The organism is Vibrio sp. 10N.222.52.B12, from assembly GCF_002875385.1.
GTDB lineage: Bacteria > Pseudomonadota > Gammaproteobacteria > Enterobacterales > Vibrionaceae > Vibrio > Vibrio jasicida.
In genome coordinates, this window is record NZ_MDAW01000120.1 from 21,961 (window position 1) to 38,350 (window position 16,390).

Annotated in this window: 16 protein-coding genes; 5 read left to right on the forward strand and 11 right to left on the reverse strand. The window is 44.1% G+C overall.

The genetic code is table 11. The annotated features are described in order from the left end of the window. Positions 1-52: 52 nt before the first annotated feature. The 9 genes from nqrM to bolA form a co-directional block, all read right to left on the reverse strand. Entirely contained in the window at positions 53-286 is a 234-nt protein-coding gene (nqrM, locus tag BCT11_RS13800) for a (Na+)-NQR maturation NqrM (protein WP_102388537.1), read from the reverse strand. Positions 287-307: 21 nt separating this feature from the next. Continuing rightward, entirely contained in the window at positions 308-1,312 is a 1,005-nt protein-coding gene (locus BCT11_RS13805) for an FAD:protein FMN transferase (protein WP_045466474.1), read from the reverse strand. A gap of 155 nt (positions 1,313-1,467) precedes the next feature. After that, on the reverse strand, positions 1,468-2,691 hold the full coding sequence (gene nqrF, locus BCT11_RS13810; RefSeq protein ID WP_038864647.1) for an NADH:ubiquinone reductase (Na(+)-transporting) subunit F: 1,224 nt from the start codon (positions 2,689-2,691) through the stop codon (positions 1,468-1,470). A 33-nt stretch (positions 2,692-2,724) separates the two neighbouring features. Then, entirely contained in the window at positions 2,725-3,321 is a 597-nt protein-coding gene (nqrE, locus tag BCT11_RS13815; RefSeq protein WP_102388538.1) for an NADH:ubiquinone reductase (Na(+)-transporting) subunit E, read from the reverse strand. 7 nt (positions 3,322-3,328) lie between these two features. Continuing rightward, positions 3,329-3,961, reverse strand: coding sequence for an NADH:ubiquinone reductase (Na(+)-transporting) subunit D (locus BCT11_RS13820; protein ID WP_005436651.1), 633 nt, complete (start codon positions 3,959-3,961; stop codon positions 3,329-3,331). Next, a complete protein-coding gene (locus BCT11_RS13825; protein WP_038864645.1) occupies positions 3,961-4,746 on the reverse strand; it encodes a Na(+)-translocating NADH-quinone reductase subunit C in 786 nt (261 codons plus the stop codon). The genes BCT11_RS13820 and BCT11_RS13825 overlap by 1 nt, the downstream gene beginning before the upstream one ends. After that, entirely contained in the window at positions 4,736-5,977 is a 1,242-nt protein-coding gene (locus BCT11_RS13830) for an NADH:ubiquinone reductase (Na(+)-transporting) subunit B (RefSeq protein ID WP_005436648.1), read from the reverse strand. Before BCT11_RS13830 ends, BCT11_RS13825 begins: the two co-directional genes overlap by 11 nt. A gap of 3 nt (positions 5,978-5,980) precedes the next feature. Further along, complete coding sequence (locus tag BCT11_RS13835) at positions 5,981-7,321, reverse strand: Na(+)-translocating NADH-quinone reductase subunit A (RefSeq protein WP_038864644.1); 1,341 nt, start codon at positions 7,319-7,321, stop codon at positions 5,981-5,983. Between the two features lie 471 nt (positions 7,322-7,792). Further along, positions 7,793-8,101, reverse strand: a complete 309-nt coding sequence (bolA, locus tag BCT11_RS13840; RefSeq protein ID WP_005427328.1) for a transcriptional regulator BolA — start codon at positions 8,099-8,101, stop codon at positions 7,793-7,795. Positions 8,102-8,305: 204 nt separating this feature from the next. Between bolA and BCT11_RS13845 the strand changes: the two genes are divergently transcribed. The 5 genes from BCT11_RS13845 to BCT11_RS13865 all read left to right on the forward strand — a co-directional run bounded on the left by BCT11_RS13845 (position 8,306) and on the right by BCT11_RS13865 (position 15,027). Continuing rightward, entirely contained in the window at positions 8,306-9,463 is a 1,158-nt protein-coding gene (locus BCT11_RS13845) for a methyltransferase (RefSeq protein WP_102388557.1), read from the forward strand. Positions 9,464-9,502: 39 nt separating this feature from the next. Beyond that, positions 9,503-10,072, forward strand: coding sequence for a YajG family lipoprotein (locus BCT11_RS13850; protein WP_102388539.1), 570 nt, complete (start codon positions 9,503-9,505; stop codon positions 10,070-10,072). Further along, positions 10,072-10,617, forward strand: coding sequence for a peptidylprolyl isomerase (locus BCT11_RS13855; protein WP_102388540.1), 546 nt, complete (start codon positions 10,072-10,074; stop codon positions 10,615-10,617). The genes BCT11_RS13850 and BCT11_RS13855 overlap by 1 nt, the downstream gene beginning before the upstream one ends. 71 nt (positions 10,618-10,688) lie before the next feature. Next, positions 10,689-12,041: an MFS transporter gene (locus tag BCT11_RS13860; RefSeq protein ID WP_102388541.1), complete on the forward strand. Its 1,353-nt coding sequence runs from the start codon at positions 10,689-10,691 to the stop codon at positions 12,039-12,041. 247 nt (positions 12,042-12,288) lie between these two features. Then, the gene (locus BCT11_RS13865; protein WP_102388542.1) at positions 12,289-15,027 is read left to right on the forward strand and encodes a glycosyl hydrolase family 18 protein; all 2,739 of its coding nucleotides are present in this window, start codon (positions 12,289-12,291) and stop codon (positions 15,025-15,027) included. Positions 15,028-15,112: 85 nt separating this feature from the next. Here BCT11_RS13865 and BCT11_RS13870 read toward each other — a convergent pair whose 3' ends face one another. Together BCT11_RS13870 and BCT11_RS13875 are read right to left on the reverse strand one after the other, a co-directional pair. After that, positions 15,113-15,775, reverse strand: coding sequence for a ChrR family anti-sigma-E factor (locus BCT11_RS13870; RefSeq protein ID WP_102388543.1), 663 nt, complete (start codon positions 15,773-15,775; stop codon positions 15,113-15,115). After that, positions 15,772-16,356 (reverse strand): RNA polymerase sigma factor, encoded by a 585-nt coding sequence (locus BCT11_RS13875; RefSeq protein WP_038864633.1) that lies wholly within the window; start codon positions 16,354-16,356, stop codon positions 15,772-15,774. The genes BCT11_RS13870 and BCT11_RS13875 overlap by 4 nt, the downstream gene beginning before the upstream one ends. Positions 16,357-16,390 lie beyond the last annotated feature (34 nt).

The window sequence follows — 16,390 nt, forward strand, 5'->3', positions numbered from 1 at the left end:
GAAAAAATAAAACCCAGCGCGAAGCTGGGTTTTTCTGTCTAGGATTCACATATTAAGCAATGCGATCTTTTTCCCATGCAGCAAGTTTTTCAACACGTAGTGCTTCACGAGCTTCACGCTTTTTACGTGCATCACATGGTTCAGGACAGTTACATACCTTCTCGATGCCTACCGCACCAAGACCACCACAACTGCCTTTCACTACCTTCTTCTGGAAGATGTAGCCAACTGCCATCGCGGCAATCACCGCAACAAAGACAGCAAAAGTAATTAGAAATGTACTCATTGGGACATGCTCACTAAGTTGTTATTTCTTCATGAACGGCTTGTATGCTTCCGAAGCCAGTTCTTTAAAACCATCGTCCGTTTTCACAATCATGAAAACTGGGATGTTATTTTCATTCGCGATTTCCATGCCTTTGTCTTCACCTAGCACCATAATACCAGTAGCAAGGCCATCAGCTGTCATCGACGACTTATCCAGTACCGTTACAGACACTACCTTATGATGAATAGGTTTGCCTGTTTGAGGATTGATGATATGAGAGTATCGCACACCATTGCTCTCAAAGTAATTACGATAGTCACCGCTTGTTGCAATTGCCATATCACCAGGCTCAATAATTTCTTGGATTGAGCGCTCATCAATAGTTGGCTTTTCAATCGCGATGCGCCATGGCACACCTTCGCGGTTAAGGCCTTTCAAGCGCATCTCACCACCAACTTCCACCATATAGTTGTGAATGCCTTGAGAGTGCAAGTAATCGGCTACTACATCCACCCCCCAACCTTTCGCAATAGTCGATAGGTCCACGTATAGGTTCGGGATGTCTTTTGACATCTTGTTACCTTCAACGGAAAGATGATGAATGCCAGTATTCGCTTTGCGTGCCGCCAGTTCTTCATCTGAAGGCACCACATCAGGGCGCGCTTCAGGGCCAAACCCCCAAAGATTAACCAATGGTCCTACCGTTACATCAAGTGCCCCTAAAGTAAGACCGTTAAGACGAATCGCTTCTTTCACTACCGTAGCGGTTTGTGGCGAGACTTCAAACGGTTCACTGGTTTGATGCTGATTAAATCGACTCAGCTCTGAATCTTCACGGTATGTCGACATTTGATCGTTCACTTCTTCAAGTAAGCGATCAATCTCTGCCTGCAAGACATCTGGTTTTGGTAAACCATCTTGCTCGATGTATTTGATGTTATAAGTCGTACCCATTGTTGGGCCACTTAGATGAATTTGATCTGCTGGTTGGTCACAGCCAGCTAAAACCAATAGAGAAGCGAATGCAACAAGCCATTTACTCACTTGTTTACTCCTATTGTTGTTAAATTGATATGGAAAATGGGTTCTCTTGAGATAAACCGATTTCCTATAGCAACTGTTGAATATCATTTTGTATTTTACAAAAAAGAATGGCTAGCTCTTAGAGAGCTAGCCATAGATTCAATCACTTAGAGGGATTAACCACCGAAGTCATCTAGTAGGATGTTTTCATCCTCTACACCTAGATCTTTTAGCATGCCGATTACAGCAGCGTTCATCATAGGTGGACCACACATGTAGTATTCACAATCTTCTGGTGCTTCGTGATCACGTAGATAGTTCTCGTAAAGAACGTTGTGAATGAAGCCAGTGTAACCATCCCAGTTATCTTCTGGCATAGGGTCAGACAGAGCACAGTGCCATACGAAGTTATCGTTGTCAGCCGCTAGGCCATCAAAGTCTTCTACGTAGAACATTTCACGCTTAGAACGTGCACCATACCAGAATGACATCTTACGCTTAGAGTGCAGACGTTTTAGCTGGTCGAAGATATGAGAACGCATTGGAGCCATACCTGCACCACCACCAACGAATACCATTTCAGCGTCAGTGTCTTTCGCGAAGAACTCACCGAATGGACCAGAAATCGTACACTTGTCGCCTTCTTTTAGAGACCAGATGAACGATGACATGATACCAGGTGGTACGTCTGGGTTGTTCGGCGGCGGAGTCGCGATACGAACGTTAAGCATGATGATACCGTGTTCTTCTGGGTAGTTAGCCATAGAGTACGCACGGATCGTTTCTTCGTTTACCTTAGACTCGTAGCGGAACAGGTTAAATTTATCCCAATCACCACGGTACTCTTCAGGTACATCGAAGTCAGCGTATTTAACGTGGTGAGCTGGCGCTTCAATCTGGATGTAACCACCAGCACGGAAAGGTACTGATTCGCCATCTGGGATTTGTAGCTTAAGCTCTTTGATGAATGTTGCTTTGTTATCGTTAGAGATAACTGAACATTCCCACTTCTTAACACCGAAGATTTCTTCAGGAAGCTCGATGTCCATGTCAGTTTTCATTGCAACTTGACACGCTAGACGCTCACCTTCACGTGCTTCACCTTTAGTAATATGGTCAAGCTCGGTAGGTAGGATGTCGCCACCACCTGATTTAACTTTTACGCGACACTGACCACATGAGCCACCGCCACCACAAGCAGAAGATACGAATACGCCAGCACCAGCTAACGCAGATAGTAGCTTACCACCTGGTTGTGTAACGATCGCCAGTGAAGGGTCATCGTTCACAGAAATTGTAATGTCACCTGTTGGTACAAGCTTAGACTTAGCGAAAAGAATCACTAGTACTAGCGCAAGTACGATCAGAGTAAACATCACTACACCAAGAATAATGTCCATTGACTATTCCTTAATTAATGCGGTTTACCCGACTTACAGTTGAACACCAGAGAAAGACATGAAGCCTAACGCCATCAGACCTACAGTGATGAACGTGATACCAAGACCACGTAGACCAGGAGGTACGTCTGAATACTTCATCTTCTCACGGATACCTGCAAGAGCAACGATTGCTAGCATCCAGCCCAAACCAGAACCGAAGCCGTAAACAACAGATTCAGCAAAGTTGTAGTCACGTTGTACCATGAAAGATACACCACCGAAGATCGCACAGTTTACTGTGATCAGCGGTAGGAAGATGCCAAGCGCGTTGTACAAAGGTGGGAAGAAACGGTCAAGAACCATCTCTAGAATCTGTACAAGTGCCGCAATTACACCGATAAAGGTGATGAAGTTTAGGAAGCTAAGGTCTACGCCCTCAACTAACGCGTTCTCTTTTAGAACTAGGTTGTAAACTAGGTTGTTCACAGGAACCGCGATAGTAAGTACTACCACTACTGCAACACCCAGACCAAAAGAGGTCTTAACTTTCTTAGATACGGCAAGGAAAGTACACATACCTAGGAAGAAAGACAGTGCCATGTTTTCGATGAAAATCGATTTAACTAGCAGACTGATGTAATGTTCCATGACGTCCTTACTCCTTCGCTTCGATTTGTTCAGGTCTGATAATGCGGATAGCCCAGATCATGAAACCGATTAAGAAGAATGCTGATGGTGCAAGTAGCATCAGGCCGTTTGGCTGGTACCAACCACCGTTGCTCACTAGAGGTAGTACTTCTAGGCCAAATAGTTTGCCTGAGCCAAACAGCTCGCGGAAGAAACCAACAGTGATAAGAACGAAACCGTAACCAAGACCGTTACCGATACCATCAATTAGAGATGGGATTGGCGCAGACTTCATCGCGAATGCTTCAGCACGACCCATTACGATACAGTTCGTAATGATCAGACCTACGAATACAGATAGCTGTTTAGAGATATCGTATAGGTATGCTTTAAGCACTTGGTCTACCACGATTACTAAAGATGCGATGATCGCCATTTGAACGATGATACGCACACTGTTAGGAATGTGGTTACGGATTAAAGAAACAGAGAAGTTCGACAATGCGGTTACGAATGTTACCGCTAGTGTCATTACAAATGCTGTTTCTAGTTTAGTTGTTACTGCAAGAGCAGAACATACACCAAGAACCTGCAACGCGATCGGGTTGTTATCCAACACCGGCGCCATAATGCTCTTTTTAATGTTTTGTGCGCTAGACATTAGTTCAGACCTCCGTCACGAACTTTTGCTAGGAATGGACCAAAGCCCATGTCACCTAACCAGAAGTCGAATGTACCTTGAACACCGTTACCAGTTAGTGTCGCACCAGATAGGCCGTCAACGCCGTGTTCAGAACCTTCTGGAGCACCACCTTTAACAATCTTGATTGCTGGTTTGTGGTTCTCGTCGAATAGTTTCTTGCCAACGAATTGAGCACGCCATGCTGGGTTCTCTACTTCACCACCAAGTCCAGGAGTTTCACCTTGCTCGTAGTAAGTGATACCAGACACAGTGTCACCGTCAGTTTCAACCGCAACGAATGCGTACATCATTGACCAAAGACCTGTACCGTGAACAGGGATGATAACTTTAGATACTTCATCACCGCTTTTCACTAGGTAAACGATACCTGTATTAGCACGACGTAGGATCTTAGCTTTGTCTTCATCAGCTGTTAGCTTGATAGACTCTGCTGGATCTTTCGCTGCTTTACGTTGGTCATAGTTAGCTGCTGTAGAACCGTCTTCTGCAGTCTCGACAAAGTCACCTGTTTTGAAGTCAACTAGACGAGGTTCAATGTACTCAGCAAATAGCTCAGGTACTTTTTTACCGTCAGCTTCAATGCCAGCAACTTCTACAATCTTTGATTGCTTATCTAGGACAGCGTTAGCTTTTTGCTTATCACGCAGGCCTACTGCCGCTGTTGATACGATGATTGAACAAACAAGGCTCAACCCGATAACAACACCCAGCGTCTTTTTAATGCTGTCGTTATTACTTGCCATAGCGTGCTAGTCTCCGCTTGATGTTCTTCTCGATAACTACATGGTCGAACAGAGGTGCGAATAGGTTCGCGAATAGAATCGCCAGCATCATACCTTCTGGGTATGCTGGGTTAACTACACGGATCATCACACACATTGCACCGATAAGGATGCCGTACCACCACTTACCACCGTTGGTAAATGAAGCTGATACTGGGTCCGTCGCCATGAAGAACATACCGAATGCAAAACCACCTAGAACTAGGTGCCAGTGCCAAGGCATGTTGAACATTGGGTTGGTGTCAGAGCCAATCACGTTGAACAACGTAGACACTGCAATCATACCGATCATTACACCCGCAATGATGCGCCATGAAGCGATTCGCATGTATACGATCATCGCTGCGCCGATCATTAGAGCTAGAGTCGATACTTCACCAATTGAACCTGGGATGTTACCGATGAAAGCATCCATCCAAGTGATAGGAGCGCCAGTGATGTTGTTGATCAACGCGCCGCTACCGCCGTGAGCCCATTGGCTAAGAGCAGTTGCACCAGAGAAGCCGTCAGCTGCTGTCCATACTACGTCACCCGAGATTTGAGCTGGGTAAGCGAAGAATAGGAACGCACGGCCTGCAAGTGCAGGGTTAAGGAAGTTACGACCAGTACCACCGAAGATCTCTTTAGCTACAACAACACCAAATGTGATACCCAGTGCCGCTTGCCATAGAGGTAGCGTTGGTGGAACGATAAGTGCGAATAGAATAGAAGTTACAAAGAAACCTTCGTTAACTTCGTGCTTACGCACCATACAGAAAAGCACTTCCCAGAAACCACCAACAATAAATACTGTTGCGTAGATTGGTAGGAAGTAAGTCGCACCTAGTAGCATTTTACTGCCAACACCTGCTTCAGCACCTATGGTGCCGCCAAGCATTTCTGTTAGCCAGTAGTGCCAGTTACCAGAGATAACTGTCGCTAGTTGATCACCAGCGTACATGTGGTTAAGTGCTGCGATAGCTTGGCCACCCGCGTTGTACATACCCCAGAACATTGCTGGGAATACCGCGAACCAAACCATGATCATGATACGTTTTAAGTCAACGCTATCACGGACGTGCGAGCTACGTTTTGTTACTAGACCTGGCGTGTAGAAAAGCGTTGCCGCTGCTTCGTACAGTGCAAACCATTTTTCGTGTTTGCCGCCTGGTTCAAAATGATGCTCGATATCCTCTATGAATTTCTTAAGCATGGATTACCCTTCCTTCACAATGGTATCTAGGCATTCACGAAGTAGCAGACCGTACTCGTATTTACCAGGACATACAAAGGTGCACAATGCTAGATCTTCTTCATCCAGTTCAAGCGCACCCAGTGTTTGAGCACTGTCAGTATCGCCTGCACATAGATCACGAAGCAGCAAAGTAGGTTCCATATCAAGTGGCATTACACGTTCGTAGTTGCCAATTGGAACCATTGCACGATCACTACCGTTAGTCGTTGTTGTCATGTTGAACAACTGACCTTTAAAGATGTGACCAAGGAAAGATTTCGTGATTGAGAATTTGTTTTTACCAGGAACAGCCCAGCCAAACAGTTCTTTCTCACGACCTTCACGGAGGACAGAAACCTGCTGATGGTAACGACCAAGGTAAGCATGTGGACCAGACGCGTGAGTACCTGAAAGTACAGAGCCTGAAATCACACGAACTTCACCTGGCATCAATTCGCTGTCAGTTAGGTCTTCAAGAGAAGCACCTACAACAGTACGAAGAAGACGTGGGTTATTCACTACAGGACCAGCAAGAGATACAACACGATCTGTGTATAGTTCACCAGTAAGGAATAACTTACCGAACGCAATAACGTCTTGGTAGTTGATGCTCCAAGCCACGTTTTGTGCATTTACTGGGTATAGGAAATGCATGTGGGTGCCAGCAAGACCTGCTGGGTGAGGGCCATCGAAGACGTGTTCTTCTACGTTAGACTGAGAAGAGCGTGGCAAACTAGTGCCAGATTTACATACGTAAACCTTGTCTTCTGTCAGGGCTGAAAGAATGTCTAGACCTGCAACGAATGCTTCTTGTTGTTCATTAATGATCAACTCAGGCTGAGCTGCTAGTGGATTAGTATCCATTGCAGTTACAAAGATAGCCTTAGAATTTGAATCGATTGCTGGAACCTTGCTAAACGGACGAGTACGTAAAGCGGTCCAAAGGCCAGAATCAACCAGTTGAGTCTTGATCGCTTCACGATCTAGATTTGCTAGTTGAGCTGCTTCGAACTTATCAAATGTTACCTGCTCTTCGCCTGCCACTTCAATCACTACAGATTGAAGAACACGCTTAGCGCCACGGTTAACTTCGATCACTTTACCGGCTGCTGGTGCTGTGAACTTAACGCCAGGGTTCTTTTTGTCTTCAAAAAGAACTTGCGCTTTTTTCACTTCATCACCAACGCGGACATGCATGGTAGGACGCATGCCAACGTACTCTTCGCCAAGCAAGGCGACTTTTTTGATGGTCTTACCATCATTAATCACCTGGGATGGAGTTCCTGCGATAGGAAGATCCAAGCCCTTCTTTATTGTAATCATACGCACTTGCACTACTTTTATCGGGAAAAAGATTCTTTTGATTGCGTAACTTTTAGACACGACATCAGTGTCCGGTTTCGATGTTGTTTAAAACATCAAAATCGCAACATCCTATTAATTATCTCGTCACAAATATTAGGCGAGATTTATCAGGTGCGGTAGTCTAGCATTTTTTAGGAACTTGATGCCATGACCAATCTTAGGAAAGGAGGGTTTATTTCGGTAGAATCGAGTGTAAAAGGTTAAAGAATAGTCATAACTTTGACCCATCGCACAAATGCCAAATCCCTTGCATCTGCTAAGGAAATAAAACATTCACGCTTTGAAACATGCGTTAATTTTCATTCATTTGTTGAAACACTGTTAACACATTTTTTAACCTTTATTTGTGCCACATTTTAATCCCGTAAAGATGTAAAACAAAAAAAGATGGTCGAAACCATCTTTCTAAATCAGTGTTTTAATCACACTCTAACGACCGCCACCCATACACATCGGACTATCTGGCGCACCGTCTTGCTCTTGTTTCCATTCTTCATTGGTGTAGGTGTGAATCGCCAATGCGTGAATGTGATTATCAAGTTCATCAGCCAGTACAGTGTGTACTTGACGGTGACGCCCAATGAGGCGCTGACCAGCGAATGCATCACTGACCACTATCACTTTAAAGTGACTTTCTGAACCCGGTGGAACGTTGTGCATGTAACTCTCATTGATCACTTTCAAATAATTAGGTTGCAACTCACTATGCAGTTTCTTTTCTATGATTTCTTGGATCATATTTCATCCTCATCGATGCCAATTCGCTAAGTATATACTCTCGATTGGCAAATTAAATAAGCGAACTCATATTCCCCTCTCTTTCAATGTGCAATGATTTAGCAAAAGCCTGTGAAAATCAGTAAATTTGACAGCTTTTTGTATCTTGAGCTCTCATCATTTGCGACAATAATCACTTATTTCCAAATTGACTTACGTTTAGCTATGAAAACCGAACTGAATCTTCACGAGAGAAGCCTATCGCTTCATCGTTTCCCTAAGCGCTCTAACGAGACTCTTCAAGCATGGGATGCGGGGGATGAGTACCTCATCAATCACGTGGAAGAGTTAGCAATACCAGATAACCAAAACATTGTTGTTATTAACGATAGCTTCGGCGCTTTGGCATGTTGGTTTTCGGACAATCACAATGTCACCCTCATGAGTGACTCCTTCATCTCACACAAGGGTGCACAGCAAAACCTCGAAGATAACCAATGTAAGCCAGTCGCCTTTCTCACTACGATGGACGATATCCCTGAGAATACAGACTTGGTCTTGATGCAATTGCCAAAAAGTAATCGCCACCTAGTTTGGTTATTAAGTCAACTACGTAAAACGCTACCTGACTCTTGCCCAATTATTGCCGTCAACAAAGCAAAAGAGATTCACACTTCAACACTTAAATTGTTTGAAAAACACTTAGGTGAGACAAAAACGTCTCTCGCGTGGAAAAAACATCGTTTGGTGTTTTCTAATGCTAATGCACTGCCAGTCATAGAAGTCGATCCGATGACCGTTTGGGGAGTAGATGGAGAAAACATTCAACTGAAAAACCTACCAAATGTTTACTCAGGCGAAAGTCTGGACTTAGGTGCACGTTTTATGCTTCAACACCTACCTCAAGATCCAACGTTGAAACACATCATAGACCTCGGCTGTGGCAACGGTGTGCTATCAGTAAAAATGGGCCAATTAAACCCTCAAGCCCGCCTAACGAGTGTGGATGAAAGCTTTATGGCTATCGAGTCAGCTAAACAAAACTTAGTTGATAACCTAGGCGAACCTTACGACATTCAATGCATTACAAATAACTGTTTGGATGGTTTTAACCCTGATAGTGCTGACATGGTGATGTGTAACCCGCCATTCCACCAACAACAAGCGGTAACCGACCATATCGCTTGGCAGATGTTCTGCGACTCTAAACAAATTTTGAACAAAGGTGGCAAATTACTAGTCATAGGTAACCGTCACCTTGGTTACGATGCGAAGCTAAAACGTCTGTTTGGCGATAAAAATGTGAAACTAGTCGCTTCTAACAGTAAGTTCGTGATTTTACAGGCAACAAAAGATCCTGCTAAATTAGGCGCAAAGCAATAAAGTCCTGACTTTAGCAACATGTTTAAAAGGAATAATAAAATGAGAAAACTGGTACTCGCGGCTTCGGTTGCCTTGCTTGCTGCATGTTCAGCGCCACAACAACCACAACTGAACCTACAGGCTGAATCGTCACTAAGCACTAACCCGATCGTGCAAGGTAAGACGTACAGCTTAACCAGTAAAGACGTTCGTGCAGCGCAATACGTTGCACTTGTCGATAACGGACGCTCTAACATTCTGCCAATCCATGCCAAGCAAAACCTACGTATTTCGCTAGAAGAGGCGCTAGAGAAACAGTTCTCTTCTCAAGGTTTTCACTCGGATTTAAACAGCGATAATTCTATTCAATTAGAAGTACAAGAAGCGCTAGTCAACGTTAAACATTCTGTGATGGAAAACGAGATGGACGCGAAAGTGATTCTTGAAATCACCGCAGAAACTCCGCAAGGCAAGCTAGTTAAGACCTATACTGGTACAGCTAAACGCTCAGGCACACTTAGCGCTTCAGACTCAGACATTGAACAAACATTGAATGATGTCGTGGCTTTAACTCTGAAGGAAATCGCAAACGATCCTGAGCTTCGTCAATACATGCAGGAGCGATTCTAATGTTACGCAAAGCGATTCTTTCTTTGGCACTATTAAGTTGCAGTGTTTTCGCAGGCCCTAAAGTGGCGTTTGAAACAACACTAGGTAACTTTACTGTTGAGCTTAATGAAGAGAAAGCACCTATTACTGTCGCTAACTTCCTTAAATACGTGGAAGATGGCAGTTACGAAGGTACCATTTTCCACCGTGTTATCCCTGGTTTTATGGCGCAAGGTGGCGGCTTCAACCAAGACATGCAGATGCAAAAAACTTACGCGCCAATCAAGAACGAGGGTAACAACGGTTTGAACAACGACCGAGCAACGATCGCTATGGCTCGTACAAACGCACCTGATTCTGCAACACGTCAGTTCTTTATTAACCTCGTCGACAATGACTTCTTAAACTATGGTGCTCGCCCACCTGGTTATGCGGTATTTGGAGAAGTGACGGAAGGTTTTGACGTCATTAAGAATATGGCGAAGCAGCCAACCAAGTCTATCGGTCGCATGCGCGATGTCCCAGAGACGCAAATCGTCATTACCAAAGCAACTCTACTCAAGTAGCCAAAACCATAAGCCCTTTGAATATTCGAAGGGCTTTCTCTTTTAGTGGCTCTATTTTAACGGATTGATTTATGTCTTCATTACCTTCCATCACTTGGTTGGAAACGGTAAAAAGTTACCTCGATAAACGCCTACTTTGGGTTTTCATGCTGGGTTGTTCCAGTGGTTTCCCTTGGGTCCTTATCGGATCTAATATGTCTGGCTGGCTAAAGGATGCGGGCCTGACGCTCTCTGCTATCGGTTACTTTGGTAGCGTGTTCGCGGTTTACGCGATCAATTTTATGTGGGCACCTCTGGTAGACCGACTTAAACTGCCCATTTTGCATCGTTTGCTTGGGCAACGTCGAAGCTGGATATTCCTTTGCCAAAGTATCGTGTTAGTAGCGACGCTGTTTATTGCCGGTGTAAACCCTGCCGAGAATCTTGTGTTGGCATCATTACTAGCACTCTGCATTGCGACCGCTTCTGCGACACAAGATATTGCTATTGATGCTTTCCGCATCGATACCTTCCCAAAAACAGAAGAATCTAAACTGCCACAAGCTTCTGCTATGGCGGTGATTGGTTGGTGGACGGGTTACTCACTCCCTGGGTATCTAGCCTTTATCAATGCAGACAGTATCGGTTGGAATGGTGTCTACTACGGAATGGCGTTTATTGTCATTTTACTGATGATTTTTACGCTGTTGGTCGGTGAACCGAAAACCCAACGAGAGCAACTTCAATCTGAAGCTGAGCAACGCCATAAAGAAGTGGTGGGTTCTAAAGTAGTAGCTTGGTTTACCGTAACGGTTGTAGAGCCCTTCTTAGACTTCTTTAACCGAAATGGTGTTCGCGTCGCTATCACGCTATTGCTGTTTGTTTTCTTATTTAAGATTGGTGAAGCTTTCTTAGGTCGAATGTCGATTGCCTTCTACAAAGAAATTGGATTTAGCAATGAACAAATTGGCTATTACTCCAAATTGATTGGTTGGGGCGCAACCATGTTGTTCACCTTTGTCGGCAGTATGTTTAATGTGAAGTTTGGTATCGTACGCGGCTTAATGATAGGTGGTATCGCAATGGCAGCAAGCAACCTGATGTTTGCTTGGATTGCGAAAGTGGGTCCAAACGAACATCTTTACTTGGCAACGATCATTGTCGACAACTTTACAACGGCATTCTCGACCGTTGCATTTGTGTCCTTCTTGACTATCTTAACCGGACAAGCCTTCTCGGCAACTCAATACGCCTTGCTTGCATCTCTTGGCAACTTTGGTCGCACTACCCTCGCCTCTTTCAGCGGGGAACTGGTGGATTATCTCAATGATTGGACGACTTTCTTCATACTAACCGCATTGATGGTTGTGCCTAGTTTGATCATGCTTTATTCACTCAGACACTACTTTACTGACTTGTTGGAAAAAGCACGCTTACGCGATTAGAGAGCTTTCTAAGAAACACTTACCTTAACTCTTCAATTTTTGGGGCAGTCACACACAATTGCTGCCCCACCATGTATACTTCTCACTACACCTGTGATTCTAACCCAATGAAATTCAAGGTAAGAATTACCCTACTCAACTCCGCAAGCTTTCTTACTTACTCTCATTTCTGTATGTAGTTTACTCCCTGTCGACGGCTAGTACGTTCTTGACGCTGCCGTTTTTATTTCATCTAAGGGAGTTAAATATGAATATCAACAAATTGACCTTATCCATTTTAGCAGGGCTTGCTTTCAGCGCTAATGCAACACAAGCACCAGAGCTTGGACGTAAGCCAAACTTACAAAGCACAAACTACGTACAAAATACATATGAGAAAAATACAGCCTCAAACCCACAGGTTTCTGCATATGTATCTAACTGGGGGCAATATGATAGAAAATTCAATATCGGTAATGTCGCTCATGGGTACGATAAGATCATTTTGTCATTTTTCGGTCTGTGTGGTACAGAAATTGGTGATCCTGCGATTACCAGTGCCGTTGAGTCGCTTAAAAACATCTGTCCTGCAGCTGGAGCAAAAGAACACGAAGTAATCAGCACCGACTTATGGGCTGATATCGCCACTACCGCCGGAGGGGCGCTGACTTCAGCAGACCAAGCAGCAGCAGGAAACCCGCATTGGGAAACAATTCCTTCCCTTGCTCAGCGCTGGTATCAAGGTGAAAATCGTGTAGCAGGTGTTCTTGGCTATGCTAAAAAAGCAAAAGCAGAGAACCCTAATCTACAAGTTGCATTTAGTATTGGCGGATGGTCTTTATCAGAGCCTTTCTCTCGCATGGCAAAAGATCCAGCAGCACGTAAAATTTTTGTCGATAGCGTTGTGCAAATTGTTCGTAACTATTCTTTTTTTAGTCAAGTTGATATCGACTGGGAATATCCTGGTGGTGGTGGTGCAGAAGCAAACGGTGCAGATCCCTCAGATGGTGATAACTACGCACTACTTATTCAAGAATTACGCTCAGCACTGGATTCAGCTAACAAACAAACCGTTAAGATTGCCATTGCCGCCGGAGCACCTAAAACCAAACTTGACGCTTCTAACCTAAAAATATTGACGGAAAATGGCGTAGATATCATTCACCTAATGACTTATGACTTTTTTGGAACGGGTTGGGCTGAAGAGATTGCACACCATACAAACCTACTTACTTACAAGTCAGATGGCTACTCCTCTGAAGCTTCTATTGATTATATGATCGATGTTCTTGGTATTGATGCAAGCGTCATCCATATTGGTTATGCAGCCTACTCACGTAATGGTAAAAATGCGGTTTTAGATTCCTATTCTCCGCTATCAGGCTCCTACGATAAAGATGCTACAGAAGTTCCTGGCTCTTATGAAAATGGCACGAGTGAATGGTACGACTTATCGGCAAATATGATGGATGTCACTGAGCAAAGTGGTATTCAGTTTAAAGACCCTGCATATAAATTGTATACCGATAAAATCGCTAATGCTGATTTCATTTACAACGCAGATAACGGCTTGTTTATGTCACTGGACACTCCAAGAACGGTGTATGCAAAAGCACAATATGCAAAAGAACGTGGCCTTGGGGGGATTTTCACTTGGATGGCAGACTATGGTGATGGTCTTTTACTGAATGCGGCACGTGAAGGTCTCGGTCAATCGGTTGTTGCCGGTAAAGAATTGATTGATATGCAAAACATTATCTTCCAGTGTGGTGAAAATGTCGCAACTCAAGAGGAATGTAACCGTCTAACCAATCAAGCAGAAGACATTGGTGTTGTCACTCAAGCTAATGCGGGCACTGATGTGACCACTCAGCTTGATTTAAACACTCGTTACAGCCTAGATGGTAGTAAATCAACGAGTAAAGCTGGCGAACTGACGTATAAATGGTCAAAAGGTAAGTTCACTGGCGTTGAAAAATCCATGGTTCAACTAATTAAAGGCCGTACAGCAAATGCTCAATTCAAGTTTAAGGATGGAGCAAAACCAGATTTGAGAGGAGTAAACCTGACGTTCAAGCTAACAGTAACAGATACAGAAGGTCATGTTTCTGAAGATACTGTTGTTTATCTTTTAGAGGGTGAAAACTCCGCTCCAATCTCTATTGCTAAGTCGAATAAACGAAGTGTCGAGCATGGTGCTGTCTTTAACCTATTGGGCCGTGACTCTTATGACAACGATGGTGATGCTCTAACGTATAAATGGACTCAACTCGAAGGCGAACCCGTTGAACTGGGAACAGGTAAACGCAAAAACATTACAAAGATCGCGACAACAACACTTTCAAATCAAGAACAAGTATTGAAATTCGCGCTCGAAGTCAGCGATGGTTTTGCATCGGACAAAAGTGAAGTTCAAGTTACTATCAGTCCAAGTGTTGCAGAAAATATCGCTCCCCAAGCTGTCTTTGATGCCCTAGGAGAAAAGGTAGTACGCAATACTATTACGTTGGATGCGAAAAAGTCATCTGACGATGGTTCGATTGTTGCTCATGCATGGTCAGTGTCTTTTGAAGGCAACTCGGTGACAGTATTAAATGCAGATAAACCTGAAGCCAAGTTCACCCCGACACAAGTGGGTAACTACCACGTATCTCTCGAAGTGACAGACAACTTAGGTGCAACTGGACAGATTGAACAAACACTTGTGATTGAGGACGCAGAACAAACAACATGGGTAGCGGGTAAAGTATACACTGCCGGGGACACTGTAATGTTCAACGGTTATGAATACATTGCTAACTGGTATACAACCGCACAACCAGGTACTGATACATCTTGGACAATGAAACGATTACCGGGTCAAGCAGCCCCCGCTTGGAATTCAAGCATGAGCTATGGTTCCGGTGCCGAAGTAACTCATAATGGTAAAACATGGTATGCAGCATGGGCGCCAGCATTTGGCGCTGAGCCAGGAGCAGATGCTTACAACGGGTGGAAAGTGAAGTAGTCCCTCCTATATATTAAGCAATAGTTTCAATTAAAAAAGCGCTTGGATTGCCCAAGCGCTTATCTCGTAATTGCCATGTACACAGCTATGGGTACATGCCTTTACCAAACAAGTTAAAGATTCTTGCTACGCCTTGTGTAAATATCATCGGCTCGGTGAGTACGGTTAAACATAAACAGTCTTCACCTGCTTTAGTAAATGGGCTGTGTTTAACAGACGCATCTCTGACAAGTACATCACCCACTTCGTAGTAACCATCTTCATCACTAAATCCACCGTGCAAAACCAACGTTGACTCTTGCCCTTTGTGTGTATGCTGAGGAATTCTCACGTCTTCACTTATGTACATAAGATTGACACGTGCATCTTCGCCCAAATCAATCTGTGCGCTGTAGACTTTACCACCGTAACTCTTCCATTCACCAACTAGATCAGAAAAACGACTCAGCGTTTTCGGCAACTTAAAATCTTTACCAGCCACGGCAACTCTCGCAACATCTTTTATGATAATGCTGTCTGATTTTGGCACAGCGGTGATGATGTCATTGAACATACTGTCAAATTCGACGTCATATTCCATCACCGAGCTTTCTATTACTACGTCGGCCTGCGCTGCTTCTAACTGGTTTACATACGCCCGACATTTTGAACAGGTTTCTAGGTGAGTGGCAACCACCAAACCAGAAACTGCATCAATGCTTCCCGAAGCGTACGCCTCTAACAAATTGTTATCTGGATGTTTGTTCATAATTGCTCCGTATGCATCGAATGCCTCAGTTTTTCTACCGCTAACCTCAATCGAGATTTCACAGTACCCAAAGGTATGTCGAACAATTCAGCGACCTGTTGGTGCGGCAGTTCTTGAAGGTACACCGCTTGGAGTACTTCTCTTTGGTTTTTCGGCAGTATGTCTAAAAATTTGACTACCTGATCTTTGAGCATATCTTGCTCTGGTGAGTAATGGTCAACCAAATCAGGCGGGTAATAATCTGAAGGCCAAATGTCGTCAGAATGAATATGTAAGTCTTTGCCTTTCTGCTTTCTCAGCAAATCAAAACAGAGATTACGAATTATGGTGTAAATCCATGTGGATAACGCACTCTTTGTACCATCGTACAAATGAGCTTTCTGCCAAACGGTTGCCATGGTCTCTTGTACCATCTCCAAAGCAACTTGCTCGTTTCCAACATGCTTGTAGGCGAACTGTTTCAACTTAGGCGCATAAAAACGAAAGACAAATTCGAACGCATTTTTATCCCGCGCCTTCACCTTGTCCATGTATTCATTCCAATCGCTACGCCCAAGTTTCTGCGGGCTTTCACTCATCATAATCGGCCTTAATCATTGGGAGGAGTGCCCTCCT

Bases quoted from the DNA above. Each gene is read 5' to 3' on its own strand.
- bolA (WP_005427328.1), bottom strand. From the start codon at position 8,101: ATGATCCAAGAAATCATAGAAAAGAAACTGCATAGTGAGTTGCAACCT.
- BCT11_RS13835 (WP_038864644.1), bottom strand. From the start codon at position 7,321: ATGATTACAATAAAGAAGGGCTTGGATCTTCCTATCGCAGGAACTCCA.
- BCT11_RS13850 (WP_102388539.1), top strand. From the start codon at position 9,503: ATGAGAAAACTGGTACTCGCGGCTTCGGTTGCCTTGCTTGCTGCATGT.
- BCT11_RS13865 (WP_102388542.1), top strand. From the start codon at position 12,289: ATGAATATCAACAAATTGACCTTATCCATTTTAGCAGGGCTTGCTTTC.
- nqrE (WP_102388538.1), bottom strand. From the start codon at position 3,321: ATGGAACATTACATCAGTCTGCTAGTTAAATCGATTTTCATCGAAAAC.
- BCT11_RS13860 (WP_102388541.1), top strand. From the start codon at position 10,689: ATGTCTTCATTACCTTCCATCACTTGGTTGGAAACGGTAAAAAGTTAC.
- nqrM (WP_102388537.1), bottom strand. From the start codon at position 286: ATGAGTACATTTCTAATTACTTTTGCTGTCTTTGTTGCGGTGATTGCC.
- BCT11_RS13820 (WP_005436651.1), bottom strand. From the start codon at position 3,961: ATGTCTAGCGCACAAAACATTAAAAAGAGCATTATGGCGCCGGTGTTG.
- BCT11_RS13870 (WP_102388543.1), bottom strand. From the start codon at position 15,775: ATGAACAAACATCCAGATAACAATTTGTTAGAGGCGTACGCTTCGGGA.
- BCT11_RS13830 (WP_005436648.1), bottom strand. From the start codon at position 5,977: ATGCTTAAGAAATTCATAGAGGATATCGAGCATCATTTTGAACCAGGC.
- nqrF (WP_038864647.1), bottom strand. From the start codon at position 2,691: ATGGACATTATTCTTGGTGTAGTGATGTTTACTCTGATCGTACTTGCG.
- BCT11_RS13875 (WP_038864633.1), bottom strand. From the start codon at position 16,356: ATGATGAGTGAAAGCCCGCAGAAACTTGGGCGTAGCGATTGGAATGAA.
- BCT11_RS13845 (WP_102388557.1), top strand. From the start codon at position 8,306: ATGAAAACCGAACTGAATCTTCACGAGAGAAGCCTATCGCTTCATCGT.
- BCT11_RS13825 (WP_038864645.1), bottom strand. From the start codon at position 4,746: ATGGCAAGTAATAACGACAGCATTAAAAAGACGCTGGGTGTTGTTATC.
- BCT11_RS13855 (WP_102388540.1), top strand. From the start codon at position 10,072: ATGTTACGCAAAGCGATTCTTTCTTTGGCACTATTAAGTTGCAGTGTT.